A 24,596-nucleotide genomic window follows, 5' to 3' on the forward strand; every position below is an offset into this window, starting at 1 on the left:
TGGGGTTCCTGGTCACGTTCGTCTTCGGCGGCCTCACGGGCGTCATGCTCGCCTCACCCCCGCTGGACTTCCCGACCTCCGACACCTATTTCGTGGTGGCGCACTTCCACTACGTGGTCTTCGGCACCGTCGTCTTCGCGATGTTCTCCGGCTTCCACTTCTGGTGGCCGAAGTTCACCGGCAAGCTGCTCGACGAGCGGCTCGGCAAGATCACCTTCTGGACGCTGTTCATCGGCTTCCACGGCACCTTCCTGGTCCAGCACTGGCTGGGCGTGAACGGCATGCAGCGCCGGATTCCGGACTATCTGGCAGTCGAGGGCCTGACGACGCTCAACTCGCTGTCGAGTGTCTTCTCTTTCGTGCTCGGCCTGTCCTTCCTCCCCTTCTTCTACAACGTGTGGAAGACGGCCAAGTACGGCAGACCGGTCGGCGCCGACGACCCGTGGGGCTACGGCCGCTCACTGGAGTGGGCCACCTCCTGCCCGCCCCCGCGCCACAACTTCGTGGCACTGCCCCGGATCCGCAGTGAGTCCCCCGCGTTCGACCTGCATCATGCCCCCTCACCGGCAAGGGAGTTGACGGCCCGGTGAGCCACGACACCCGCACACTCCTCAACGACATCGAAGGTCACCTCCTCCTGGCCGCCACCCGCGTGGAGGGACGCACCGCCGCCACACGCTTCACGGCTCCGCTCCACTGGCTGACCGACGCCCAGCGGGAGGAGGTGGAGCGCCGCTTCGAGACGGAGTACCTCACCCTCGCCCACACCTCGTGGCAGCGCACGGCGACCCGCGCCGCGGAGCTGAGACACGAGTACGAGAACACCTACCGCGGCCTCCGACGCCGTCTGCTGGCCTGCTGCCTGCTGGGCGGCGCCGCCATGACCGCGATGACCGTCGCGCTGCTCCTGATGTGATCATGCCGGGCGCGACCGGCGTGAAGTCGCCGTGGAACACGGGTCTTTCGCGCGGGCGGGTGCCTTGAGACGCCATACTGACCGGCGTGCGCGTAGCGATCATGACGGCGGGATCCCGGGGCGACGTGGCCCCCTACACCGGCCTGGGGCACGGTCTGGCCCGCGCCGGACACGAGGTCACCCTGGTCACCCACGCCCGGTTCGAACCGCTGGCGGCGCGGTCCGGGCTCCGGTTCCACCCGTTGCCGGTGGACCCGCGGGCCGAGCTGGAGTCCTCGCGCGGGCGGGGGCTGCACCGCAGTGCGACCGGTGCGGGCAAGCTGGTGCGGGTGGTGGCGATGGCACGGGCGCTGGCCGGGCGGATGACGGACGACCTGGTGGCGGCCGCCCGTACGAGCGACGCGCTGCTGATCGCCGCCTCCCTCGGCCCGCTGGGGCACACCATCGCCGAGGGGTTGTCGCTGCCGAGCATGGGCGTGCACCTCCAACCCCTCTCCCCCACCCGGGAGTTCGCTCCTCCGATGCTGGGCGTCGGCTCCTGGGGTGCCGTCGCCAACCGCGTCGCCGGAGCGGGGGTGAGCCTCGCCCTCGAACAGGTATTCGCCGCGGCCGTGCCGCCCTTGCGGACCAGGCTGGGACTGCCCCGCGCGCGCACGACCGCGGGACTGCGGGCCCGGGAGCGGCAGGGCTGGCCGGTGCTGCACGGCTTCAGCCCGCTGGTGGTCGCCCGGCCGCACGACTGGCGGGCGGGGCTGGACGTCACGGGCTACTGGTGGCCGTACGACGGCCAGGAGCGGCTCCCGTCGAAGCTGGAGGAGTTCCTCGACGCCGGGCCACCGCCGGTCTTCGTGGGGCTGGGCAGCGCGACCGTACCGGATCCCGGACGTCTCGGCGCCGAGATCGTGCGGGCCTTGCGGGCGGCGGGCCTGCGCGGGGTGATCCAGCGGGGCTGGGCCGGACTGGAAGCCTCCGGCGACGACCTGCTGACCGTCGACGAGGTGCCGCACTCCCTGCTCTTCCCCCGCACTGCGGCGGTCGTCCATCACGCCGGGGCGGGCACGACGGCAGCCGGACTGCGGGCGGGCGTGCCGGCCGTGCCGGTGCCGATCCAGTTCGACGAGGCGTTCTGGGCGGCGCGGCTGGTCGGCCTGGGCGTGGCCCCCCGCGCCCTGCCACTGCGCCGCCTCACCGCCGACACGCTCGCCGCGGCGCTCGGAGAGGCCATCCGTGATCGCGGGTACGGGCAGCGGGCGCGAGAGCTGGGGGAACGCATCCGGGACGAGGACGGGGTGACGCCGGTGGTGGACGCGGTGAATCGGCTGGCCGGCTAGGCGACTCGCGCCCTGCGCCACCCGGCGAGCATCCGGACTCGCCCCGACGCCTCGACGCGGACTGGTACGGACGGCGTCAGATCTCCTGCGGCCCCCACCCCACCGGCTGCAGAATGCCCAGCAGCTGCCGGACCAGTTCGTCGACCACCTCGTCCAGGGTGGCCTCCACCCACCCCGCGTTCCAGTCGTGCAGCAGGCCGTTGACACTGCCGATGAAGGCCGTCGCCGCGAGCTGGTAGTCACGGGGCGCCGCCTCCCCGCGCGCGACGGCCGCCTCCGCCTCGGCGCACACGAGCCGGACCCAGCGGGCGCGCCGGGCCAGCCGCTGTTCCTCCAGGCGCGGGCTGACGCCGATGATCTCGACGAAGGTGATACGGACACGGCGCGGGTCGGCGGTGACGTTCGCGGCGTACGCGCGGAAGATCGCGGCGGCGCGCTCGGCAAGCGGCAGGTGCTCGGCGCCGGTCACCGCGGCGATCACGGCCTGCTCGGCCCAGTCGTTGACCTGGAGGTGCAGCGCGGCCAGCACGTCTTCGAGGGTGCGGAACTCCTCGTAGAACTGGCGGGTGGACAGTCCGGCGGTCTCCGAGAGCGCGGCGACGGTGGTGGCGCGGTATCCCGGCACGTCGCCGAAGAGCTGGAGCGCGGCGTCCAGGAAGCGGCGCCGCCGCTCGGCCTGGCGCTGCTCGGCCGTCTTACCGCCGTAACGGCCGGTCGGGGCCTTGAGCCTGCCCGCCACCCGTACCTCCCTCTCCCGCCCCGAGTCCGATCATCCGCCCCACCGCCAATTTTGTCGTGTACGCAGTCTTGTGGAGAAGGGCACCCCCTCCTTACTTTGCAGTAAGTTGAATCTGAATCCAACCGTGTTCAGATCCTCCGCACCGATTTCGCCTGCGTTTTGGCATGTCCCACTCATGCCGTCATGTCCCCCATGCCCCCATCTCAGAGGAGAGAGCAGTCATGCCTGCTATCAGACCCAGGCACCTGTGCTCTGTGGCCGCCGCCCTCGTCCTGACCGTCACCGCTCCCGCGACCTTCGCCGCCGCCTCGGACAGCTCGGCCGCGGCCCTGCGCGAGGTGATGTTCGTCGGCAACAACTGGGACGGCACCGCCGACGTCATCAAGTCGACCGGGGACTTCGCGAAGGTCGGCCGGATCAACGTCATCCCCGACAAGGACCAGCGGATGGCGGAGATCAACGCCGATCCGATCAAGTGGATCTACTTCATGGCCATCCGCAACAGCGTCGGCGAGGGCCACGACCAGTTCGTGGACGACATGTACTCCACCCCCGACGGCACGTCGGTCGTTGTCTCGCGGCCGAGCTTCGCGGACGTCGTCTCGATCGACCTGGCCACCGGTGGCATCAACTGGCGTTTCCCCGTGTCGGGTTACCGCTCGGACCACATGGCGGTCTCCCCCGACGGCAAGCGCGTCGCCGTGTCGGCGTCGACCGGGAACAAGGTCCACGTGCTGGACATCGAGACCGGCAAGGAGCTCGGTTCCTTCGGCACGGGCGACAAGCCGCACGAGAACATCTTCACCAAGGACGGCAAGTACATCTGGAACATGGCCATCGGAGACGTCAACACCGACTCCGACGCCCCGTGGCTGGACTGGACGAAGGGCAACCGCCTCATCACCGTCGTGGACGCGACCACCTACCGGCAGGTCAAGGTCATCGACATGCGGCAGCGGCTCGACGCGATCGGCCTCAAGGAGCACTCCGACGCGGTGCGTCCGGCCGTCTTCTCCCCGGACGAGTCCAAGCTGTACTTCCAGGTGTCGTTCTTCAACGGCTTCTTCGAGTACGACATCGCCACCGACAAGATCACCCGGACGAAGACCCTGCCGAAGAACCCCGCGACCAGCGACGACCGCACCACCTTCGTCAACGACTCGCGCCACCACGGCATCTCGATGAAGCCCGACGGCTCCAAGCTGTGCGTGGCGGGCACCATGGACGACTACGCGACCGTCGTCGACCGCGCCACGCTGCAGGAGGGCCCGCTGGTCCCGGTCGCCAAGCCCTACTGGGCGACCGTCAGCGGCGACGGCAGGAGCTGTGTCGTCTCCGAGAGCGGCGCCGACCAGGTCACGGCCATCGACTTCGCCACGGGGCGCAAGACGGTCTCCGTGCCGGTCGGCGACCACCCGCAGCGCGTACGCCTGGGGCATGTGGGCGCGGACTGGACGGGGACGGCCTCCTGACCCGACCCCGCCCTGTCCGACCCGGCGGTTCACCGGCCCATCGACCCTCCCCTCCCGCGGGGCCTCGGCCTCGGCGGAACGGGAGGGTCGTCGGGGTTCAGCCGACCCGCTGCGCCGCCCACGCCGACAGCTCGGTGCGGGCGGCACTCAGCAGGCTCGGCGCGGGGGCCGTGGTCCCGTTGGTCACCAGCGCGTAGTGCAGGACTCCGTCGTCGAGTGCGGTGAGCAGCAGGCGGCGGCTTCCGGTGCCGCCCGGTTCGGGGGCCGTGGCGATGGGGGTCGTCCTGGTGTACGCCGGCGGGGCGTAGGAGGTGCCCAGGTCGGAGACGACCGTGGTGGTGGAGGTCGGGAAGGAGGCAGGCAGGTGCAGTTCGGTGGGCGCCGAGGTGCCGTCCGAGCGCCACAGCAGCAGCCCGTACTGCCCCGAGCCCACCAGCCGGGAGACGTTCGGCAGTGAACTCGGCACCGGGTTCCAGGTCAGGGTCGTGGAGCCGTCGCGGGAGCGGTCCTCGTAGGTGAAGGCCACGGTCGAACCGGCGGTGGCGCTCGGGTAGACGCGGTCCAGCAGCCGGGCGTCCTGGCGCAGCACGGCCGTCCCCGAGTCGTTGAGACCCACGGCCGACAGGTCCTCGTCGTTCCAGGCGTCCCCGGTGGTGAGGACCTTGTCGGGATTGCCGTTCATCAGCTCGTGATGACGCCCGTTGTAGATGTCCCACTGCCACTGCGAACCGGAGAGCACCGGGCCGGACCCCTTCGGGTTCGACCACCAACTCGCCCCCGGCAGGCGGGAGTCGAGCGCCTGGTACATCGCCTTGAGGACGGTCGGTGCCTTGTCGGAGACGTTGCCGGCGAGCGGGTGCCCGAACTCGCTGACGACGGCGGGGGTGTTCGTCGCGGCCGCGCGGTCGCGGACGGTCCCGAAGTCGCCGGCGTACTGACCGTCGGCGGCCTTCCCCCACATGAAGACGCCGGAGATGGCCTTCTGGTCGTAGAAGTGGGTGTTGAAGACGTAGTCCGGGCCGAGCGTGCCGGCGTCGAGGAGTCCGCCCTCCTGCTTCTGGAAGTCGAGGTTGGCGTTCCAGAAGAGGTTCGGCTCCACGAAGGCGGGCTTGTCCTGCCAGCCCGCCGCGTCCATGCGGGTGCGGAACCTCTCGTAGAAGGGCCACAGCACGTCGCGTTCCCAACCGCGGCTGGTCTGGCCGGAGTCGTACACGCCGGCGTGCGGCTCGTTGTAGGGGTCGAAGCCGACGACGCCCGCGAACTGGGCGGGGCTCGCGTTCTGTTTGATGTAGGCCATCGTCTTCTGGGCGGTGGTGAGGAACGCGTCCTGGAGACCGTACGCGTTGTGCCAGAAGTCGTACGTCGCCTGCTTGACGGCCTCGTTCTGGGTGATGTTCTGGCCCCAGAACAGGCAGATCCCGCAGTTCTCGTCCGGGTAGTCGCCGGCCTCCACGGCCCACTGGGGCGCGCCGTCGCCCGTGTACCAGCTGTCCGGATCGAACAGGTGCCGGGAGTACAGGTCCTGATGGAAGTCGGGGTAGACGCGGATGCCGGCGTCGAGGAAGGCCTTGATCTGGGCCGTCGCGGCGGCCAGGTAGGTGGTGCTGACCTGGCCGCGCACGGGTTCGGCGTACGCCCAGGAGAGCAGGAAGCGGACCGTGTTGCCGCCGCCGAGGGCGCGCAGCGCGGTGGCCGACTTCCTCGCGTCGGCGACGGAGGCGAAGGGCAAACCGTTGTTCTCGGCCAGTTTGGTCTCGCCGGAGACGTTGTAGCCGCGCAGGACGACCTCACGGCCTTGGCCGTCGGTGAAGCGGCCGTCCTGCACGGTGACGGCGGTGTCGTCGAACCAGAGGGAGTCGGGGAGGGCTTCGGCGGTGGCGGGTCTCACGCCCGTCGCCGTCAGGAATCCGGAGAGGACAACCAGAACAACGAGCAGACGCGCGCGTATATTCGGCATGTCCATTACAGTCCGGTGATTTCGGGACAACGTCAACACTTCTGACTGTTGAGTAAGTTTCTACTTCGCTGCCCGAAGTCTCACGTGCCCACCCGGCGGGTCACGTTCAGCAGGTACTCCCTGCGGTTCAGCGGGTTGTTGTCCGTGCGCGGCCTGCGCGGCGCGGTGCCGTGTGTGACGGGTTCGTAGTGGTCGAACGCGCTCTCCAGTTCGCCCTCTCCCCGGGTGAGTCCCGGAAGCCGCTGTTCCAGTTCATGTACCCGGTGCGCCGGGACCACACCCTCCAGGACACAGAGCTCGCCACGGGTCTCGGTCGTCCGCGGGACGGCCCGCAGCGCGGCCAGGACCGGCAGCAGGCCGCCGAGGGCGTCCGCCGGGGCCTCGAGCCGGAAGCGGTGCACCGGCTCACAGACCCGGGTGCCCGCGCGCCTGAGCGCCTCGACGAGGACCAGCGGGGTCAGGCCGCGGAAGTCGGCGCCGGTGCTGGACATGCTCTTGTCGAAGCCCTGGTGCGAGTGGCTCTGGCGGGGCCAGTAGCCGCAGTGGGTCATGGTGACCGTGCAGTCGACGACCTGCCAGCCGTCGAGTCCCTGTCCGAGGGTGTCCCGCACGGTGTCCTCGACGGCCTTGAAGAACGCGTACGGCATGGACCCGAGCTCCACCTCCAGGCGGAAGTCGATCCCCGAGCCGGTCGGCGCGGGGTCGACGCGCAGGCCGACGGTGGCGAGGAAGGGGTTGGCGTCCTTCTTGATGAACTCGGCCGCCGCCCCCGTCCCCGCCGGCCGCTCCACGCACAGCGGCGTGGTCTGGCGGAAGGTCACGTCGAGCCCGAACTCGTCGGCGAGGGTGGCCTGGACGACCTCCTTCTGCACCTCGCCGTACAGCGACACGGAGGTCTCCCGCCGTACCTCGTCGTGGCGCAGGCCGATCAGCGGGTCCTGCTCGGCGAGCCGGGTGAGGGCCAGGTGGAGGGCCCCGCCGTCCGTTCCCGGCCCCGGGACGACCACGGTCTCCAGGGTCGGCGGCGCGAAGAACTGCCCGTGCGCCTTGCGGAGTTCACCGAGGGGGTCGCCGATCCTGATGTCGGCGAGGCCCCACACCTTGGCGATCCGGCCGGCGGACACGGTGTCCCGGCGGACGTGGGTGCCGTGGTCGAAGACGCTGATCGCGGTGATCCTGCCCTCCTCGCGGAGGTCCCCGAGGGGGACGTGGGCGCGGGTGCGGAGGGTTCCGGAGAAGATCCGCGCGTACGCGACCTTCTCCCCCGCCGGACCCCGCTCGACCTTGAAGACGGTGCCCGAGAGCGGACCGTCGGGGTCCCCGTCGGCGGCGGGCAGCAGTTCCTTGACCCCGTCGATCAGCTGGTCGACGCCCGCGCCCGTGACGGCGGAGCCGAAGTACACCGGATGGACCACGGCCTGCCGGGTTCCGTCGACGAGGGCGGCACGGAGCCGGGCGCCGGAGAGGGTGCCCTCGACATAAGCGCCGAGCAGGTCGTCGTCCTGCTCGGCGAGGACGTCGAGCGCGGCCGGACCGAGGCCGGGGACGAAGTGCGCGCCGGGGGTGCCGAGCCGGGCGGCAGCGCCCATCGGCACCGCGGAGGGCGTGAGCCGTTCGACGATCGCCCGCAGCACACGGTCACAGTCCGCGCCCCGCCGGTCGATCTTGTTGACGAAGACCAGCGTGGGGATGCGCAGCCGTCGCAGGGTCCGCATCAGGACGCGGGTCTGCGCCTGGACCCCCTCGACGGCCGAGACCACGAGCACGGCGCCGTCGAGGACGCCGAGCACCCGCTCCACCTCGGCGATGAAGTCGGGGTGGCCCGGAGTGTCGATGAGGTTGACCGTCACGTCGTCGACCGCGAACGACACGACGGCGGACTTGATGGTGATGCCGCGCCGGCGCTCCAGCGCGAGGGTGTCGGTCTGCGTGTTCCCGTCGTCGACGCGGCCGATCTCGTCGATCACACCGACCGAGTGCAGCAGCCGCTCGGTCAGGCTGGTCTTACCTGCGTCGACGTGCGCGAGAATTCCGAGGTTGAGCAAGTGCACGAAGCGTCATGTCCTTTGGAGTGAGGGTGATTCCTTCCTGGGCGGACATGAACGGTGCTCGCATTGCTGCTCCTGGATCGTGCGGCGACAAGGTCACCTGAAGTGCACCAGGTGTGGGCTCCCTGCCGCAACGCATTAAGCGCGGGGTCGGTCGTCTCCAGGAGCCCCACCATTCCGTTCGGTGGCCGGAAACGGCGAGCAACCGGATTGCCGGCACGGTGCGGAGGGCTGGTGCGGAGGGCCGGTGCGGAGCGGCTGGGAGCGTGGCAGCCGGTGCGAAGCGGCCAGGAGCGTGGCAGCCGGCGGTGCCCGTGGCCCGGATACGACGCTCGCACCGCCTCGCGCACCACGTGACCTGGGCCGATACGCGCGCAGCCCGACCCCTGGCGGCCGAACTCGCGGCGGCGCTGCCGAGCGTGGACGCTGTGAGGGGAGCCGAAACGGCTTGAGCAGGAGGAGCGGATCGTGCGTGACATTCTCCCGGTGCTGAGCGGCTGGTACGCGGACCGCACGCCCTTCGGCCTGGCCACGGTGGTCGCGGTCAGCCGCAGCACGCCGCGCGATCCCGGTGCGGCCATGGCCGTCGGTCCGGGTGACGAGGTCGTCGGCAGCGTGTCCGGCGGCTGTGTGGAGGGGGCCGTCTTCGAGCTCGCCCGGGAGGTGGTGGCGGACGGGGCGGCGCGCCTGGAGACCTTCGGTTACAGCGACGCCGACGCCTTCGCGGTCGGCCTCACCTGCGGCGGCGAGATCACCTTGCTGGTCCGGCCCGTCACCCCCGAGACCGACCCGTCCTTCGGCGCGGTCGCCGAGTCCGTCGCCGCGGGCCGCCCGGTGACCGTTTCCACGGTGACCGACGGCCCGGCGCCGCGCGGAACCACGCTCGCGGTGTGGCCGGACCGGGTCGCCGGCACCCTCGGCACGCCTGGCCTGGACGCGGCGGTCACCGCTGACGCGCGCGGCGAGCTCGCCCTCGGCGCCACGGGCGTCAGGCACTACGGACCACACGGCGAACGCCGTGAGGACGCGGTCTCCGTCTTCCTGCACTCCTTCGCGCCCCCGCCGCGCATGCTGGTCTTCGGCGCGATCGACTACGCGGCCGCGGTCGCCCGCGTCGGCGACTTCCTCGGCTACCGCGTCACGGTGTGCGACGCCCGCCCGGTGTTCGCCACGCCCCGGCGCTTCCCCGAGGGCGTCGAGGTGGTCGTGGACTGGCCGCACCGCTACCTCCGGGCCACCGGCACCGACGACCGTACGGTGATCTGCGTACTCACCCACGACCCGAAGTTCGACGTACCGCTGCTGGAGGAGGCGCTGCGCCGGCCGGCCGCCTACATCGGGGCGATGGGCAGCCGCCGTACCCACGAGGACCGCATGCGACGCCTGACGGAGGCCTCACTCACCGCGGCCGAGCTGGCCCGGCTGCGCTCCCCGGTCGGGCTCGATCTCGGCGCCCGGACACCCGAGGAGGTCGCCGTGTCCGTGGCCGCCGAGATCGTCGCGCTGCGCTGGGGCGGCAGCGGCGTCCCGCTGACGCGGACCGCGGGAGCCATCCACCCCGCCGACTCATGACCCGGCCCTCAGGCGCCGTGGCGCCGGTGGTCCTCCACCACCGCGTCGAGGTGGCTCAGGGCCGCGGTCACCCGGGCGGGGTCCGCCTGGAAGAACGGGTCGTCCGGCACCGGCAGCGACCCCGCCACCGCCCAGCCGCGGCCGCGCGCCCAGGTCGCGTCGTCCAGGCGGATCTCCTCCCGGAAGGCGTCCCGCGCCGAAGCGGGCAGGAGCTTCCAGGCGGGCAGCAGATCCACCGCGGGATCGGCCACCGCCAGCGTCCCGAAGTCGATCACCGCGCTGAGCCTGCCGTCCACGGTCAGCAGGTTCCCCGCGTCGAGGTCCCCGTGGATCCACACCGGCGGCCGGTCCCAGGCGGGGGCCGCGAGCGCCGCCTCCCACACCTGTGTCAGCGGGTCCGTGTCGACCAGGCCCGACTTCTTCAGCGCCTCGAGCTTGGGCCGTACGCGCGCTTCGGCGGCCAGTGAGTCCCGCTCGTCGCCCATCGGCACCCCGCGGAAGGCGTTGCTGTCCTGGGGACCGGGTCCGCCGGTGGCGTCGACCGACCGCAGGCCCCTGAGGAACCCGGCGAGGTCGCGCGCGGCCCGGACGGGGTCGGCCAGTCCCCCGGTCGTCGCCGTGTCACCCTCCAGCCAGCGGTACACCGACCACGGGTACGGGTAGCCCTCGCCGGGCTCACCCCGCGCGACCGGCTGGGAGACCGGCAGCGGCAGCCGCGGGGCGAGGTACGGCAGCCAGCGGTGTTCGCGCTCCACCTGGCCCGCCCAGCGGGCGTGGCGCGGGAGCCGCACCGACAGGTCGGGCCCGAGCCGGAAGGTGGCGTTGTCCATGCCGGACTGCCGAACCGGGGCGAGGGGCAGCCGCGCCCACTGCGGGAACTGGGTGGCGAGCAGACGGCGTACGAGGGAAGCGTCGATCAGCACGCCGTCCAGTTCAGCGGGACGCCGGGCGAGCGTCCAGCGAATTAGGTGTGTGGGGCCGCTCGGCAGGGGTACGCGGCGCGCAAGGGATGAGGGCAGCGTGCCCTTGTCCGCACCTCCGGCCAGGAAGGAGGTCCGTGGCAACGCATACGCACAGCACCCGGGCCGCTTCCCCTACACGGAGCGGCCCGGACCTACCGCGCACCGCCCCCTACCGCGGGGGCAGGCGGTGCAGTCGTACGTCCGAGAGGCGGCCGTCGGCCACCGCCGCGGTCATGTAGGTGCAGTGCGGCTGACGGCGGCGGTCCGTCGGCGAACCGGGATTGAGCAGCCGCAGTCCGCCGGCGGTGGTGGTGTCCCAGGGGATGTGACTGTGCCCGAAGACCAGCACGTCGACGTCGGGGAACCGGGCGGCACAGCGTGCCTCGCGTCCCTGGGCGGAGCCCGTCTCGTGGACGACGGCGAAGCGCAGGCCGCCGAGTTCGGCGTACGCCACCTCGGGGAGCCGGGCGCGCAACTGTGGCCCGTCGTTGTTGCCGTACACGGCGACGAGCCGGGCGCTGCGGCGCTCCAGCAGGTCGAGCGTGGCCACGTCGACCCAGTCCCCGGCGTGGAACACGGCGTCGGCGCGCGGGAGTTGGGCGAGCAGGGGCGCGGGGAGCTCCTTGGCGCGCCGGGGAAGGTGGGTGTCCGACATGAGGAGGAGGCGCACACCGCCAGGCTACCCGCGCGGGGGCGGCACGGAGGGACACGCAAGTCCGTCACTCGGGGACACGCCGGGCGTCCTCACCGGAGGGCCGAGGCGGGAGAACGGGCCCGGTGGGGTTAGCATCTGCCCACGCGTACCAGCGAAATCACCCACGGCAAGCGACCTGAGGGGGCCCGGAGCCCGATGCCGGTGAAGGTCAGCGTCATCGTTCCCGTTTACAACCCGGGGACATACATCGAGGACTGCGTCGCCTCGTTGCTGAGGCAGTCACTGCCTCCCGACGAATACGAAGTGATCTTCGTCGACGACGGTTCCACCGACGAGACACCCGCCCGCCTGGACGAGGTGGCCGCCGAGAACACTCTGGTGACGGTCGTCCACCAGCAGAACTCCGGCTGGTCGGGCAAGCCACGCAACGTGGGGATCGCCGCCGCCCAGGGCGAGTACGTGATGTTCGTCGACAACGACGACTACCTCGGCGACGAGGCCCTGGAGCGGATGTACGACTACGGAGTCGCCAACGGCGCCGACGTGGTCATCGGCAAGATGGCGGGCAAGGGGCGCCCGGTGCCGGTGGAGCTGTTCCGCCGCAACCATCCGCGCGCCACCGTCGAGAACGCCCCGCTGATCGACAGCCTCACCCCGCACAAGATGTTCCGCCGGGCCTTCCTCGACGACATCGGTCTGCGCTTCCCCGAGGGCCGGCGGCGCCTGGAGGACCACGTCTTCGTCACGGAGGCGTTCCTGCGCGCGGACAACGTCTCCGTGCTCAGCGACTACGTCTGCTACTACCACGTCAAGCGTGACGACGCGTCCAACGCGGGCTTCCAGCGCTTCGACCCGGGCGGCTACTTCAAGAACCTCCGCGAGGCGCTCGACGTCGTCGAGGAATACACCGAGCCGGGACCGCTGCGTGACCGGCTCCTGCGGCGCTGGCTGCGCAACGAGATGGTCGAGCGGATGCGCGGGCGGCGGCTGCTCGCCCTGCCCGCGGACTACCGCAAGGAGATGTTCGACGAGATCCACGGGGTCGTCGTCGAGCGCTTCGGGCCCGGTGTGGCCGCCGGCCTGCAGCCGACGCAGCAGATCGTCGCCGCGCTGATCGCCGCCGACCGGTTCGACGACGTCGTGGCGTTCGCCGAGTGGGAGGCGTCCGTCGCCCTCAAGGCGACGCCCGTCGACGTCCGGTGGGAGGACGGCGCGCTGCGGATCGGCCTGTCCGCCGAGTACACGGTCGGCGGTGAGCCGATGACGTTCCCGGCCGGCCCGGCCGGCACCTCGCCGTCCGGCGCGCCGAAGGACGTGACCGAGGCGGTCGCCCGGGTGGCGGCCGACAGCGTCGCCCGTTTCGGTACGGCCACGGCGGACCTGCTGCTGCGTCAACGCGCCACCGCCGCACAGTACTTCCAGCCCGTCGAGTTCACCCGGGAGATCGTCCCGGTGGAGGAGGGCGGGCGGGTCCGGCTGGTGCTGCGCGCCACGGCCGTCGTCCGTCCCGGCACCGCGGCCGACGGCGCTCCCGTCAACGCGGGCCTGTGGGACTTCTTCGTTCGGGTGAAGCTGGGCGGCTGGACCAAGGAGGGCCGGCTGGGGCCGGTTCGACCCGTTCCCCGCAAGGACCGCACGGCCACCTCCGCCGGTGTGGCGGGCGGCCGCGTGGTCCTGCCGTACTGGACCGATCCGCAGGCCCATCTCGCCCTGGACGTCGACCGCGCCACCAAGCGGCTCGGCCTCGCCGCTGTCACGCCCCAGGACGTCACCGTCAGCGGTGACGGGCTGCGCGTACCGCTTCCGCTGCACGTGCCCGGCGACACGGACGTGCTGCTGCGGCTCACCTCCACCGCCGCCCGTGAGGTCCCCGGCACGCTGTCGCCGGACCCGAACGGCTCCGGGGCGGTGCTGGAGGCCAAGCTGCCGGCCGGTGACCTGGAGGGACCGACCTGGCAGGTCGCGCTGAGCCTCGCCCCGGACGCCGACGAACCGCGTTTCCTCCCGCTGCCGTTGGCCCTGCGGGTCACGGCGGGTGGTGTGCAGGTGGTGCGCCCGGTACGGCCGGTGCGTCCGCCCGGGCCGGGCACCGCGCAGCGACTGGTGCGCAGGGCGCGGCGGGTACTCGGACGCGTCCGCCGGAAGGCGGCCCGTCGGATCAAGGCTTGGAGGGCTTGAGAGCGTGCGATCACTGGGGATCGAAGGGGCCTGGGTGCTGGAGCCCAAGGTCTTCCCGGACGAGCGGGGCACCTTCCACGAGTGGTTTCGTGGCGAGGAGTTCCGTGAGGCCACCGGCTACGACCTGTCGCTGGCGCAGGCCAACTGCTCCGTCTCGAGGCGGGGCGTGCTGCGCGGGGTGCACTTCTCGGACGTGCCGCCCGGTCAGGCCAAGTACGTCAGCTGCGTGCGCGGCGCCGTCCTCGACGTGGTGGTCGACCTGCGCGTCGGCTCACCCTCGTTCGGGCAGTGGGAGGCCGTACGGCTCGACGACGACAACCGGCACGCCGTGTTCCTCGCCGAGGGGCTCGGGCACGCGTTCATGGCCCTGACCGACGACGCGACCGTGGTGTACCTGTGCTCGACCGGCTACGCGCCGAACCGTGAGCACGGGGTGAACCCGCTCGACCCCGCGCTCGGCCTTCCCTGGCCCGAGGGCATCGAGCCGCTGCTGTCCCCGAAGGACGCGGAGGCGCCGTCGCTGGCCGAGGCCGAGGCGTCGGGTCTGCTGCCGTCGTACGCGACCTGCTCGGCCTACTACAAGGACCTGCGCGGCGGACCGCTCGACGACTGAACGTGAGTCGGCCCCCGGCCGCCGACCTGCCCCTTCGGGTGGTCGGCGGCCGGGGGCCGTCTTTGTGGGCCGGCCGGCTCAGCGGCCGGGCGAGACCTGCTCCAGGGCCTTGCGCAGCGGGTCCCAGCCGCGGGAGCGGCGGACACCGAGGTTGCGGGCCTTGGTCAGCGGACCCCAGAAGGGGGCTTCGAGCAGTTCCTTCGCCGGGACCGCCCGTACCCGCTCCAGGACCGCCTCGGGCACCTTCTGCGGGTCCGGCACGTTGAACTCGGCCATGATCTCGTCGTACTTGTCGTGCAGCACCGTGTTCTCCGGGTCGGCGCCGAAGACGACAAGCTGACCGGTGGGCTGCGTGTCGACGTGGACGGTGACCAGGTCCGGCCGGTAACGGTTGAGGATCTCGGCGACCTTGTAGACGTCACCGGTCCAGGCGCCGGTGTGCCGGTCGCGGGCCGCCTCGTCGATGTTGCGGGGCAGCATGTCGTCGAGCACGATCACGCTCGACCAGTCGGAGTGCTTCTCCACGTTCATGAAGTCACGCAGCGCGTACTCGAACAGGTGCATGCCGTCGATGAACGACAGGTCGAGGGTGGTGCGCCGCCAGTAGCCGATCGGGCTACGGCCCCGACGCAGGTTGCGCACGGGGTGGCGGCCGCCCTTGAGGTGACCGAGGGGGTTGTCCCGGGCGAAGAAGTCGTCGCTGGTGGCCTTCACCAGGTGGACGTCGCACCGGATCTCGGTGACCACCTTGAAGGCGGGGTCGATCGCGATGCTGGGGACGCGGGACAGGGTCAGGCTGCGACCGTCGTTGACCCCGATCTCGAGGTAGTTGCGGTTGGCGCTGACCTTGTGCAGCTCCCGCAGGAACTCATGGCGTTTCACGCAGGGGACTCCTTGCGGATCCGGGGAAGGGCTTCGTTCAGGGCGGAACGCCAGTCACGCAGCGGCGGCAGACCGAGCAACTGCCAGCGGCCGTGCGCTAGGGCGCTGTAGGCGGGACGGGGCGCGGGCCGGGAGAAGGCCTCGCTGCCGACGGGGCGCACCCGGTCGGGATCGGCGCCGAGGAGGTGGAACACCTCGCGCGCCAGGTCGTACCAGGTGGCCTCGCCGGAGTTGGTGGCGTGCAGGACACCGCTCGCGTCGCGGCCGATCCGGGGGCCGAGATCGGCGATCCGGGCGGCGACGTCCGCGCTCCAGGTGGGCTGGCCGCGCTGGTCGTCGACGACGTCGACGGTGTCGCGGCGGGCTTCGAGTTCGGTCATCGTACGGACGAAGCTGCGGCCGTGGACGCCGTAGAGCCAGGCGGTGCGCACGACGGCGGCGGCGCCGGGGAGTTCACGCAGCACGGCCAGCTCACCGGCGAACTTGGTACGCCCGTAGGCGGTACGTGGGGCCGGCTCGTGGTCCTCGGGGTAGGGGGTGCTGCGGGCGTCGCCGTCGAAGACGTAGTCGGTGGAGACGTGGACGAGTCTCGTGCCGTGTGCGGCCGAGGCGCGGGCCAGCAGACGCGGCCCCTCGCCGTTGATCAGCAGCGCCCGCTCCTCGTCGGTCTCGGCGTCGTCGACGGCCGTGTACGCGGCGCAGTTGACCACGATGTCGGGCCGGTGCTCGGCGAAGACGCGCTCCACGTCCTCGGAGCGGGTGATGTCCAGCGCGGCACGGTCGAGGCCCGTCACCTGCTCACCGCGTCCGAGGAGTTCGTCGACCATGTCCTGGCCGAGCATGCCGCCCGCCCCGGTGACCAGCCACTTCATGACGTCACCTGCTGTGCGGCGCGGCGCTTGAGCGGCTCCCACCAGGCCCGGTTGTCCCGGTACCAGGCGACGGTGTCGGCGAGGCCGGCCGCGAAGTCGTGCCGCGGCCGGTAACCGAGCTCCTCGCGGATCTTCGTGCAGTCGACCGAGTAGCGCAGGTCGTGGCCCTTGCGGTCGGTGACGTGGTCGACGCGGTCCCAGTCCGCCCCGCAGGCCTCCAGCAGCAGGCCGGTGAGCTGCTTGTTGCTCAGTTCGGTGCCGCCGCCGATGTTGTAGACCTCGCCCGCGCGGCCCCTGGTGCGCACGAGTTCGACGCCCTGGCAGTGGTCCTCGACGTGCAGCCAGTCGCGGACGTTGAGGCCCTCGCCGTAGAGCGGGACGTTCTTGCCGTCCAGGAGGTTGGTGATGAACAGCGGGATGACCTTCTCGGGGAACTGGTGCGGCCCGTAGTTGTTGGAGCAGCGGGTGACGCGGACGTCCAGGCCGTGGGTGCGGTGGTAGGCGAGGGCGAGCAGGTCGGAGGAGGCCTTGGAGGCGGAGTACGGGGAGCTGGGCCGCAGCGGGTGCTCCTCGGGCCAGGAGCCCTCCTCGATGGAGCCGTAGACCTCGTCGGTGGAGATGTGCACGAAGGTTCCCACCTCGTGCCGCAGAGCCGCGTCCAGCAGGGTCTGGGTGCCGACCACGTTGGTCAGGACGAAGTCGTCCGCCCCGGCGATCGAGCGGTCGACGTGCGACTCCGCGGCGAAGTGCACGACCTGGTCGGCCTCGGCCATGAGCTTGTCGACGAGCTCGGCGTCGCGGATGTCGCCCTGGACGAACTCCAGTCGGGGATGGTCGAGTTCGAGGTTGTCGAGGGTGCCGGCGTAGGTGAGCTTGTCGAGCACGGTGATCCGGGGTGCGTCGGATGCCTCGCCCGCTTCGCCCGCGAGCAGGGTGCGGACGTAGGTCGAGCCGATGAACCCGGCGGCGCCGGTGACGAGGAGGTTCATGTGTGGATCTGCACCTTGCTGTGGTCTCCGAGGACGAGTCGGTGGGCGCTGGGCACGTTGGGGGCCGGGGTCACCTCGACGTGGCGGCCGATCAGGGAGGACTCGATCCTGCCCACGCCGTCGATCGAGGAGTTCCGCAGCACGATGGAGAACTCCACCTCGCTGTCGGTGATCCGGCAGTTCTCCGCGATGGAGGTGAAGGGGCCGACGTAGGAGTCGCTGACCAGGGTTCCGGCGCCGATGATGACGGGACCCACGACGCGGGAGCCGACGATGCGCGCCCCCTCCTCCACGATGACCCGTCCGACGGTCTCGGACTTGTCGTCGACCTCGCCGTCGATCCGGCGGTTCATGGTCTCCAGCACCCTGCGGTTGACCTCCAGCATGTCCGCGACGTTCCCGGTGTCCTTCCAGTAGCCCTGGATGACGGTGGAACGTACGTCGGAGTGGACGTCGATGAGGTGCTGGATGGCGTGGGTGATCTCCAACTCGCCGCGCCAGGACGGCTCGATGGAGCGCACCGCCTCGTGGATCGCGGAGGTGAACAGGTACACCCCGACCAGAGCGAGGTCGCTCTTGGGGTTCTCCGGTTTCTCCTCCAGGCTGATCACCTGGCCCTGCGGGTCGAGTTCGGCGACACCGAAGGCGCGGGGGTCGGGGACCCGGGTGAGCAGGATCTGGGCGTCGGGCCGGTGGGTGCGGAACTCGTCGACGAGGCCGGTGATGCCACCGACGATGAAGTTGTCGCCGAGATACATGACGAAGTCGTCGTCACCCAGATAGTCCTGGGCGATCAGCACCGCGTGGGCGAGACCTAGTGGGCGTTCCTGGGGGATGTAGGTGATCTCCAGGCCGAACTTCGAGCCGTCACCGACGGCTTCCTGGATTTCGGCGGCGGTGTCACCGACGATCATTCCGACGTCGGTGATGCCGGCTGCGGCGATCGACTCCAGGCCGTAGAACAGGACAGCTTTGTTGGCAACGGGCACCAGCTGTTTGGCCGAGGTGTGCGTGATCGGCCTCAACCGTGTACCGGCGCCGCCGGACAACACGAGAGCCTTCATCTGCGTCACCTTAGCCCGGTCGAACGGACCATGGCGAGTGCGTGGCTTGCGTGTTACGCCCGGTTGGGCGGTAGGTCAGTCCTCACCCCGGTAGATGTTCCCCTCGGCGGGTGGCTGCACCGCGTGCGGCGTGGCCCCGTCCTCCAGGGCGGGCAGGCAGGTCCGCAGCGGGGGTGCGCCGCGCAGCCGGCGGGCCCTCGACCAGCCCGTCTCGGGCCTGCGGGCTACGGGTTTCTCACTGGTCTGCGCGGTCACTGCGCTTCATCTTCCTTCTGCGTCCGGTCTGCCCTCGGCGCGGTGCGGGTCAGGGGCCCTGTGTCGGGTCGGATCGTGGCTCCGGGTGCCCGGCCCCGGTCCGGTCAAACAGGCGCGCGAGCGGGTACCTCCTGTCGCGGCCCGTTGACCTCAGGTGTTGGGCCTGGCCACGCTGATGTCGCCCAGGGCGGACTCCGGGTCGCGTTCCATGGCCAGGTCGGCGAGGGCGACGATGCCGACGGGATGGCCGTTCTCGACGACCGGGAGCCGGCGTACGGCGTGCTCGCGCATCAGTTCCACGGCGTGTGACAGGTCGTCCTCGGGGCCGACGGTGACCAGGTCGTCGCTGCACGCGCCGATGACGGTGGTCTGATCGGGGTCGCCGCCCTCGGCGAGCGAGCGGATCACGAGGTCCCGGTCGGTGACCAGGCCGCGCAGCTCGTCGCCGTCGGTGACGAGCACGGCGCCCAGGTCCTCGTCCCGCATGATCCGGGCCACCGCCGTCACGGAGGTCCGCGGTTCCACGGTGACGGGTGCGGCGGTCATGATGTCGCTGACGTGCTGGGTCATGACGTCTCCTCTCGGGGTTCTCGTCGCCCGGGTACCCGCGGGGACGCTCCCTGGTCATCCCTCCAGCGAGATCTCGCTCCACACCTGCTTGCCGCCGCTGACGGGCACCGTCCCCCAGGCCGCCGACATGGCCTCGACCAGGAGGATGCCGCGGCCTCCGGTGGCCTCCCAGCCGATGCTGGTGGGCTTGACGGGGGTGCGCGGCGAGGAGTCGGCGACGGCCAGGCGCAGCCGGTGGTTGATCAGGGTGAGGTCGAGCCGGACCGGGCCTTCGGTGTGCACGAGGGCGTTGGTGACGAGTTCGGACACGACCAGGAGGACGGCGTCCATGGCGTCGTCCTCGATGCCCCACGTCCGCAGGGTGCGCCGGGAGAAACGGCGGGCGTGCCGGACGGCCTCCGGGACGCGCCACACCGTCCAGCTCTCGCGCTGTGGGAGGGAGGCCATGCCGTCGTAGCGCATCAGGAGCAGGGCCACGTCGTCGCTGCGGCGGGCGTTGCCGAGCAGGGCGTCGGCGACGAGTCCGAGGTGGGCGGGATCGGAGACGGCCAGCTCGTGGGCGAGGCGGTCGAGGCCCACGTCGATGTCGGCCTCGGTGGACTCGACGAGGCCGTCCGTGGTCAGGGCGAGGACCGTGCCGGGCTGCAGCCTGAGCGGGCTCATCGGGAAGTCGGCCTGGCTCACCACGCCGAGCGGCGGGCCGCCCTCGGACTCGGGGATCTCCGTACCGCCATCCGGGTGACGCACCACCGGCGGGAGGTGGCCGGCGCGCACGAACCAGGCGGATCCCTCCTCCAGGTCGACGTCGACGTAGGCGCAGGTGGCGAAGAGGTCGGTCTCCATGTCCATGAGGAGGCGGTTGGCGTGCGAGACCACCACGTCCGGAGGGTGGCCCTCGACCGCGTAGGCGCGCAGGGCGGTGCGCATCTGGCCCATGAGGGTGGCGGCGCCCGCGCTGTGGCCCTGGACGTCGCCGATGACGAGGGCGACGTGGTTGTCGGGCAGCGGGATGACGTCGTACCAGTCGCCGCCGAGCTCCAGTCCCGCCGTGCTCGGCAGGTAGCGGGCGACGGCGACGGCGCCGGGCAGTTTGGGCAGGCGGCGCGGCAGCAGCTGGCGCTGGAGCATGCCGACGAGTTCGTGCTCGGCGTCGAAGGCGTGGGCGCGCATCAGGGCCTGGCCGGCGAGGCCGGCGGAGGCGGTGAGCAGGGCGCGTTCGTCGGGGCCGAAGTCGTGTGGGGCGTCCCAGCCGATGAGGCAGGCGCCCGCCATACGGCCCACGCCGGGCAGCGGCAGCACGGCGAGGCCGCCGGGGCCGACCTCGGCGAGGGCGGGCTCCAGGGCGGTGCCGGCGGGCCAGATCTGGGCGCGGCCCTCGCGCAGGGCGGCGCCGAGGGTGGGCATGGCGCGCACGGGCGCGTCGGGCCATTCGGAGCGCCACTCCATGCGCCACAGCTCGGGCCAGGACTCCGGTTCGGGCGGGTCGAGGACGGTGACGACGAGCCGGTCGCCCTCCAGCTCCGCGAGGGCGATCCGGTCGGCCCGCAGGGGTCCGCGCAGCGCGGAGACGACGGCCTGGCTGACGTCACGGACGGTGCCCGCGATGGCGAGGGCGGCGGCCAGGCGCTGCACGCGGGCCACGTCAGTGACGTCGGAGCGCAGCTTGGAGGCGTCGCCGACGGTACCCACGAGCCGGGCCGGGCGGCCGTCGCCGCCGGGCAGCATCCGGCCGCGCAGCCTGAGCCATTTGGGGGGTCCGGTCGGCTGCAGGACGCGGAACTCCAGCTCGCGCTCGCCGATCGACATGTGGCCGGCCTCGACCACGGACATCAGCGAGGGGAGGTCCTCAGGCACGGTCAGGCCGAGCAGGGTCTCGACCTTGCCGTCGAAGGCGTCGGGGGCGAGGCCGAACAGTTCCAGGATCTCCTCGCCGACCTCGACGCGGCCGGTGTCCATCGCGAGGCTGAAGGAGCCGGCGGGCAGTTCGCCGGTCTCGACGTTCTCCTGCGGGGTGGGGCAGGCGACGGCGTCGGCGATCAGTTCCAGGCACTTGCGGTCGTCGGCGTCGAAGCCCTGGGCGCCCTCGCCGAGGGCGAGCAGACAGGCCCCGCCGCCGTCTCCGTGCGTGGGCAGGGCGGCCAGGTGGTACTCCCGGGAGGGTGCCCGCCGGGACTCGGCGAAGGCGGCGAGTTCCTCGGGGTGGAGCCACATCGGGCGTCCCTCGCGCAGGGCGTCGGCCACCGGGGAGCGGCCGGAGCGGTCGTAGGTGTCGCGCAGCCCGTACAGCGACCTCGGCACACCGGCGCACCCGACCAGACACAGCAGGTCGCCGTCCTCACCCGGCGCGTACACGGCGGCCAGGGTCGCGCCCGCGAAGACGAGCGCCTGTTCGAGGACGCTGTGGAGCCTTTCCGGTGCGTCCGGACCGTCCGTGAGCGTTTTGAGGGCAACTTCGGCACGCAGCGTTCTCGTTCCGCGTCCCGCAGCGCCCTCACTGACCACGTTGGCCATTACAGCGCTTATGCGGCACCCGCGCAGCCCCTGTGACCGTTCCATGGAGTCCGCGGGCCGTGAACGCTCGAAACCCGTCGAACATGTCTTTACGCATGCGTTCCGCACGGTGATCTCGTGACAGTCGTGACTGTCCGTGGCCGTGCGCCCACTGGAAAGCTCGGTGGCGGTTCCACGGAGGGGGACGCATGGACAAGCGCTACGAGGTGTACGCACTCGCCGACAGACACTTCTACGAGACGCCGGACCGGCTGTCCGTGGCGGGCGGCGAGGCGGTGCCGCTGTACGAGACGGCGCGCCGCGAGGTGCCCGAGGGCTGGGGCTCGGCCCGGATCGGCGACTGGCTGACGCTGACGCCGCTCACCGAGGACGGCACGCCGCCCTCCGGTCCGGCCCAGGGCTGGAAGATCCACGCCTCGGCCACCCGGGCGAACGCGGAGCAGATCGCCGCGATCGTGTGGGACTACTGCGTGCCCCGCCGCATCCCGTTCAAGTTCGTGCCGGGCCCGCACCTGCTGCACCTGCGCAACACCAAGTACGCGGGCCGTGACGGCAGCGGCAAGTTCGTCACCCTCTACCCGGCCGACGAGGAGCAGCTGCACGAGGTGCTGTGCGAGCTGGGCAAGCTCCTGGAGGGCTTCGAGGGGCCGTACGTCCTGACCGACCTGCGCTGGTACGACGGTCCGCTGTACGTCCGCTACGGCGCCTTCGCGCGCACCTTCGTCGTCGACGAGCGCGGCTCGCTCGTGCCGGCGGTACGCGACGGCGAGGGGCGGCTGGTGCCGGACCGCCGGGCACCCTCCTTCCAGGTGCCTGAGTGGGTGACGCTGCCGGAGTTCCTCAAGCCGCATCTGGCCGCCCGGAACACCACGACGGTGGGCGAGCTGCCCTACCGGATCGAGAAGGCACTGCACTTCTCCAACGGCGGCGGCGTCTACGCGGGCACCGACATCCGCGACGGCAGCAAGGTCGTCCTGAAGGAGGGGCGGCCACACGCGGGCCTGGCCTCCGACGGAGCCGACGCGATCGCACGGCTCGAGCGGGAGAAGTACGCCCTGGAGCAGGTGTCGGGGACCGGCGTGGTGCCGGAGGTGCGGGACTGGTTCACGCTCGGTGACCACCGGTTCCTCGTCATGGACTTCCTGGAGGGGCGACCCCTCAACTCCTTCTTCGCCGAGCGGCATCCGCTGCTCACCCCGGATCCCGATCCGGAGGCGGTGGCCGCCTACTCGGCGTGGGCGGTGCGGATCCACTCGGCGGTGGAGCGGGCCGTGGCGGCGGTGCACGCCCGCGGGATCGTCTTCAACGACCTGCACGTCTTCAACATCATGGTCGGTCCCGACGAGGAGTCGGTGTCCCTGCTCGACTTCGAGGCCGCGGCGCCCGTCTCCGAACAGGGCCGGCAGGTCGTCGCCCACCCCGGGTTCTTCGCCCCGCCGGACCGCACCGGCGTCGACGTCGACCGGTACGCGCTGGCCTGCCTCCGCCTCGCCCTGTTCCTGCCGGTCACCACGCTGTTCGTGGTGGACCGCGGCAAGGCCGCCCACCTGGCGGAGGTCATCGCCCGTCAGTTCCCGGACGTACCGAAGGAGTTCCTCGACGAGGCGGTCGCGGAGATCACGCGGGACGTGGCGGTGCGCCCCGCCGCGCCGCCGGTGTCCTTCGTGGAGCCCGGGGACTGGCCCTACAGCCGCGACTCCATGGTCAAGGCGCTCCTCGCCTCGGCCACCCCCGAGCGCGACGACCGGCTCTTCCCCGGCGACATCACCCAGTTCTCCGACGGCGGCGGCCTCGGCCTCGCCCACGGCGCGGCCGGTGTCCTGTACGCGCTGGAGGCGGTCGGCGCCGAGCGGTACGACGAGGGCGAGCGCTGGCTCCTCGACCGCACCGCCCCGCCGCCGGTCGGCACACCGCTCGGTTTCTACGACGGCCTCGCCGGCGTCGCCCACGTCCTGGACCGGCTCGGCCACCGGCAGCGCGCCCTCGACCTGGTCGACGGGATCCTGAGGGAGCGCTGGCAGAACCTCTCCTCCGACCTCCACGGCGGGCTGGCGGGGCTCGGCCTGGTCCTGGGCGGCCTGGCCGACACGACCGGCGAGAAGGACCTCGCCGAGCGGGCCGCCGAGGCCGCGCGGATCCTCGTACGGCGACTCGCGGAGCCGCTCGCGGACACGCCCCGGCGGCGCGCCGGACTCCTGCGGGGCTGGAGCGGGCCCGCGCTGTTCCTGCTGCGGCAGTACGAGCGGACCGGCGAGCCGGAGTTGCTCTCGGCGGCCGGCACGGCGTTGCGCCGCGACCTCGCGTGCTGTGTGACCCGCGAGGGCGGTGCGACGGAGGTCGACGAGGGCTGGCGGACCATGCCCTACCTCGGCGACGGCAGCGCGGGCATCGGGATGGTCCTCGACGACTACCTCGCCCATGCCGACGACGACACCGGGGAGTTCGAGCGCGCCCGCGCGGGTGTGCTGATCGCCGCCACCTCCCGCTTCTACGCCCAGCCCGGCCTCTTCCAGGGCCGCGCCGGGATGATCCTGCACCTCGCCCGCACCACCGCGCCCGGCGCCGGAGCCGAACGGCTCGGCCGGCAGATCGCCGGGCTCGGCTGGTTCGCCATGTCCTACCAGGGCCAACTGGCCTTCCCGGGACACCAGATGATGCGGCTGTCGATGGACCTGGGCACCGGAACGGCAGGGTGCCTGCTCGCGCTCGGCGCGGCCCTCGACGACCGGGCGAGCGCTCACCTGCCGTTCCTGCCGCCGCTCCGGCGGCCCACAGAACGCGGCTCCGCAATCTGACGGAGTCGTGACCCAACCCCGTCCCCACGGTGGACGACACCCAGAGGAAGGAAACGAGATGGCACTTCTCGACCTGCAGACGATGGAGTCCGACGAGCACACCGGCGGCGGCAACAGCACGCTCAGCCTGCTGTCCTGCGTCAGCGCGGCCAGCATCACGCTCTGTCTCTGACGAGTAGCGAGCCACCGCGGCCCCGGGCTGTCCGCTCCCTCGG

Annotated in this window: 21 protein-coding genes; 9 read left to right on the forward strand and 12 right to left on the reverse strand. The window is 71.6% G+C overall.

The genetic code is table 11. The features are described 5' to 3' along the window. The 3 genes from AQJ84_RS21320 to AQJ84_RS21330 all read left to right on the forward strand — a co-directional run. On the forward strand, window positions 1–590 hold a 590-nt coding region (locus AQJ84_RS21320; protein WP_211276880.1), incomplete at its 5' end, for a cytochrome c oxidase subunit I. Beyond that, entirely contained in the window at window positions 587–916 is a 330-nt protein-coding gene (locus AQJ84_RS21325; RefSeq protein WP_030045356.1) for a hypothetical protein, read from the forward strand. The genes AQJ84_RS21320 and AQJ84_RS21325, both read left to right, overlap by 4 nt. Window positions 917–1,017: 101 nt before the next feature. After that, window positions 1,018–2,247, forward strand: a complete 1,230-nt coding sequence (locus AQJ84_RS21330) for a glycosyltransferase (RefSeq protein WP_053193656.1) — start codon at window positions 1,018–1,020, stop codon at window positions 2,245–2,247. A 76-nt stretch (window positions 2,248–2,323) separates the two neighbouring features. Here the strand turns inward: AQJ84_RS21330 and AQJ84_RS21335 are convergent, their stop codons facing one another. Further along, complete coding sequence (locus AQJ84_RS21335; protein ID WP_030045353.1) at window positions 2,324–2,986, reverse strand: TetR/AcrR family transcriptional regulator; 663 nt, start codon at window positions 2,984–2,986, stop codon at window positions 2,324–2,326. A gap of 221 nt (window positions 2,987–3,207) precedes the next feature. On the opposite strand from AQJ84_RS21335, the gene AQJ84_RS21340 reads away from it, so the two are divergent. Continuing rightward, a complete protein-coding gene (locus AQJ84_RS21340) occupies window positions 3,208–4,458 on the forward strand; it encodes a YncE family protein (protein ID WP_030045352.1) in 1,251 nt (416 codons plus the stop codon). 97 nt (window positions 4,459–4,555) lie between these two features. Here the strand turns inward: AQJ84_RS21340 and AQJ84_RS21345 are convergent, their stop codons facing one another. Both AQJ84_RS21345 and AQJ84_RS21350 read right to left on the reverse strand, forming a co-directional pair. Continuing rightward, window positions 4,556–6,415 (reverse strand): cellulase family glycosylhydrolase, encoded by a 1,860-nt coding sequence (locus AQJ84_RS21345; protein ID WP_078632451.1) that lies wholly within the window; start codon window positions 6,413–6,415, stop codon window positions 4,556–4,558. 80 nt (window positions 6,416–6,495) lie between these two features. After that, window positions 6,496–8,466 (reverse strand): elongation factor G, encoded by a 1,971-nt coding sequence (locus AQJ84_RS21350; protein WP_053193661.1) that lies wholly within the window; start codon window positions 8,464–8,466, stop codon window positions 6,496–6,498. 465 nt (window positions 8,467–8,931) lie between these two features. On the opposite strand from AQJ84_RS21350, the gene AQJ84_RS21355 reads away from it, so the two are divergent. Next, window positions 8,932–10,035 (forward strand): XdhC family protein, encoded by a 1,104-nt coding sequence (locus tag AQJ84_RS21355; protein WP_030045348.1) that lies wholly within the window; start codon window positions 8,932–8,934, stop codon window positions 10,033–10,035. Window positions 10,036–10,043: 8 nt separating this feature from the next. Here the strand turns inward: AQJ84_RS21355 and AQJ84_RS21360 are convergent, their stop codons facing one another. Continuing rightward, window positions 10,044–10,958, reverse strand: coding sequence for an aminoglycoside phosphotransferase family protein (locus AQJ84_RS21360; RefSeq protein ID WP_053193664.1), 915 nt, complete (start codon window positions 10,956–10,958; stop codon window positions 10,044–10,046). Between the two features lie 208 nt (window positions 10,959–11,166). Next, a complete protein-coding gene (locus AQJ84_RS21365) occupies window positions 11,167–11,667 on the reverse strand; it encodes a metallophosphoesterase family protein (RefSeq protein WP_030045345.1) in 501 nt (166 codons plus the stop codon). Between the two features lie 180 nt (window positions 11,668–11,847). Between AQJ84_RS21365 and AQJ84_RS21370 the strand changes: the two genes are divergently transcribed. Continuing rightward, the gene (locus AQJ84_RS21370) at window positions 11,848–13,830 is read left to right on the forward strand and encodes a glycosyltransferase family 2 protein (protein ID WP_053193666.1); all 1,983 of its coding nucleotides are present in this window, start codon (window positions 11,848–11,850) and stop codon (window positions 13,828–13,830) included. Window positions 13,831–13,834: 4 nt separating this feature from the next. Beyond that, window positions 13,835–14,443, forward strand: a complete 609-nt coding sequence (rfbC, locus tag AQJ84_RS21375; protein ID WP_053193669.1) for a dTDP-4-dehydrorhamnose 3,5-epimerase — start codon at window positions 13,835–13,837, stop codon at window positions 14,441–14,443. A gap of 78 nt (window positions 14,444–14,521) precedes the next feature. Here rfbC and AQJ84_RS21380 read toward each other — a convergent pair whose 3' ends face one another. The 7 genes from AQJ84_RS21380 to AQJ84_RS21410 all read right to left on the reverse strand — a co-directional run bounded on the left by AQJ84_RS21380 (window position 14,522) and on the right by AQJ84_RS21410 (window position 21,577). Further along, a complete protein-coding gene (locus tag AQJ84_RS21380) occupies window positions 14,522–15,325 on the reverse strand; it encodes a class I SAM-dependent methyltransferase (protein WP_030045342.1) in 804 nt (267 codons plus the stop codon). Then, window positions 15,322–16,197 (reverse strand): dTDP-4-dehydrorhamnose reductase, encoded by an 876-nt coding sequence (gene rfbD, locus AQJ84_RS21385; protein WP_030045341.1) that lies wholly within the window; start codon window positions 16,195–16,197, stop codon window positions 15,322–15,324. Before rfbD ends, AQJ84_RS21380 begins: the two co-directional genes overlap by 4 nt. Beyond that, a complete protein-coding gene (rfbB, locus tag AQJ84_RS21390; RefSeq protein ID WP_030045340.1) occupies window positions 16,194–17,186 on the reverse strand; it encodes a dTDP-glucose 4,6-dehydratase in 993 nt (330 codons plus the stop codon). Before rfbB ends, rfbD begins: the two co-directional genes overlap by 4 nt. After that, window positions 17,183–18,250 carry a glucose-1-phosphate thymidylyltransferase gene (locus tag AQJ84_RS21395; RefSeq protein WP_030045339.1) on the reverse strand — a complete coding sequence of 356 codons (1,068 nt, stop codon included), beginning with the start codon at window positions 18,248–18,250 and terminating at the stop codon, window positions 17,183–17,185. Before AQJ84_RS21395 ends, rfbB begins: the two co-directional genes overlap by 4 nt. A gap of 75 nt (window positions 18,251–18,325) precedes the next feature. Continuing rightward, window positions 18,326–18,505 carry a hypothetical protein gene (locus tag AQJ84_RS21400; protein ID WP_030045338.1) on the reverse strand — a complete coding sequence of 60 codons (180 nt, stop codon included), beginning with the start codon at window positions 18,503–18,505 and terminating at the stop codon, window positions 18,326–18,328. Between the two features lie 150 nt (window positions 18,506–18,655). Beyond that, window positions 18,656–19,075, reverse strand: a complete 420-nt coding sequence (locus tag AQJ84_RS21405; protein WP_030045337.1) for a CBS domain-containing protein — start codon at window positions 19,073–19,075, stop codon at window positions 18,656–18,658. Window positions 19,076–19,129: 54 nt separating this feature from the next. Further along, a complete protein-coding gene (locus AQJ84_RS21410; RefSeq protein WP_053193674.1) occupies window positions 19,130–21,577 on the reverse strand; it encodes a SpoIIE family protein phosphatase in 2,448 nt (815 codons plus the stop codon). A gap of 197 nt (window positions 21,578–21,774) precedes the next feature. Here AQJ84_RS21410 and lanKC point away from each other — a divergent pair, with 197 nt between their 5' ends. Together lanKC and AQJ84_RS21420 are read left to right on the forward strand one after the other, a co-directional pair. Beyond that, a complete protein-coding gene (gene lanKC, locus AQJ84_RS21415; protein WP_053193672.1) occupies window positions 21,775–24,381 on the forward strand; it encodes a class III lanthionine synthetase LanKC in 2,607 nt (868 codons plus the stop codon). A gap of 58 nt (window positions 24,382–24,439) precedes the next feature. Next, window positions 24,440–24,553: a SapB/AmfS family lanthipeptide gene (locus AQJ84_RS21420; protein ID WP_030045333.1), complete on the forward strand. Its 114-nt coding sequence runs from the start codon at window positions 24,440–24,442 to the stop codon at window positions 24,551–24,553. Window positions 24,554–24,596 lie beyond the last annotated feature (43 nt).

It is taken from the genome of Streptomyces resistomycificus (assembly GCF_001514265.1).
GTDB classification, from domain to species: Bacteria; Actinomycetota; Actinomycetes; order Streptomycetales; family Streptomycetaceae; genus Streptomyces; species Streptomyces resistomycificus.

Coding starts and splice junctions, on each gene's coding strand:
- AQJ84_RS21330 (WP_053193656.1), top strand. CDS start 1,018: ATGACGGCGGGATCCCGGGGCGACGTGGCCCCCTACACCGGCCTGGGG.
- AQJ84_RS21340 (WP_030045352.1), top strand. CDS start 3,208: ATGCCTGCTATCAGACCCAGGCACCTGTGCTCTGTGGCCGCCGCCCTC.
- AQJ84_RS21345 (WP_078632451.1), bottom strand. CDS start 6,415: ATGCCGAATATACGCGCGCGTCTGCTCGTTGTTCTGGTTGTCCTCTCC.
- AQJ84_RS21370 (WP_053193666.1), top strand. CDS start 11,848: ATGCCGGTGAAGGTCAGCGTCATCGTTCCCGTTTACAACCCGGGGACA.
- rfbD (WP_030045341.1), bottom strand. CDS start 16,197: ATGAAGTGGCTGGTCACCGGGGCGGGCGGCATGCTCGGCCAGGACATG.
- rfbB (WP_030045340.1), bottom strand. CDS start 17,186: ATGAACCTCCTCGTCACCGGCGCCGCCGGGTTCATCGGCTCGACCTAC.
- AQJ84_RS21395 (WP_030045339.1), bottom strand. CDS start 18,250: ATGAAGGCTCTCGTGTTGTCCGGCGGCGCCGGTACACGGTTGAGGCCG.
- AQJ84_RS21405 (WP_030045337.1), bottom strand. CDS start 19,075: ATGACCCAGCACGTCAGCGACATCATGACCGCCGCACCCGTCACCGTG.
- lanKC (WP_053193672.1), top strand. CDS start 21,775: ATGGACAAGCGCTACGAGGTGTACGCACTCGCCGACAGACACTTCTAC.
- AQJ84_RS21420 (WP_030045333.1), top strand. CDS start 24,440: ATGGCACTTCTCGACCTGCAGACGATGGAGTCCGACGAGCACACCGGC.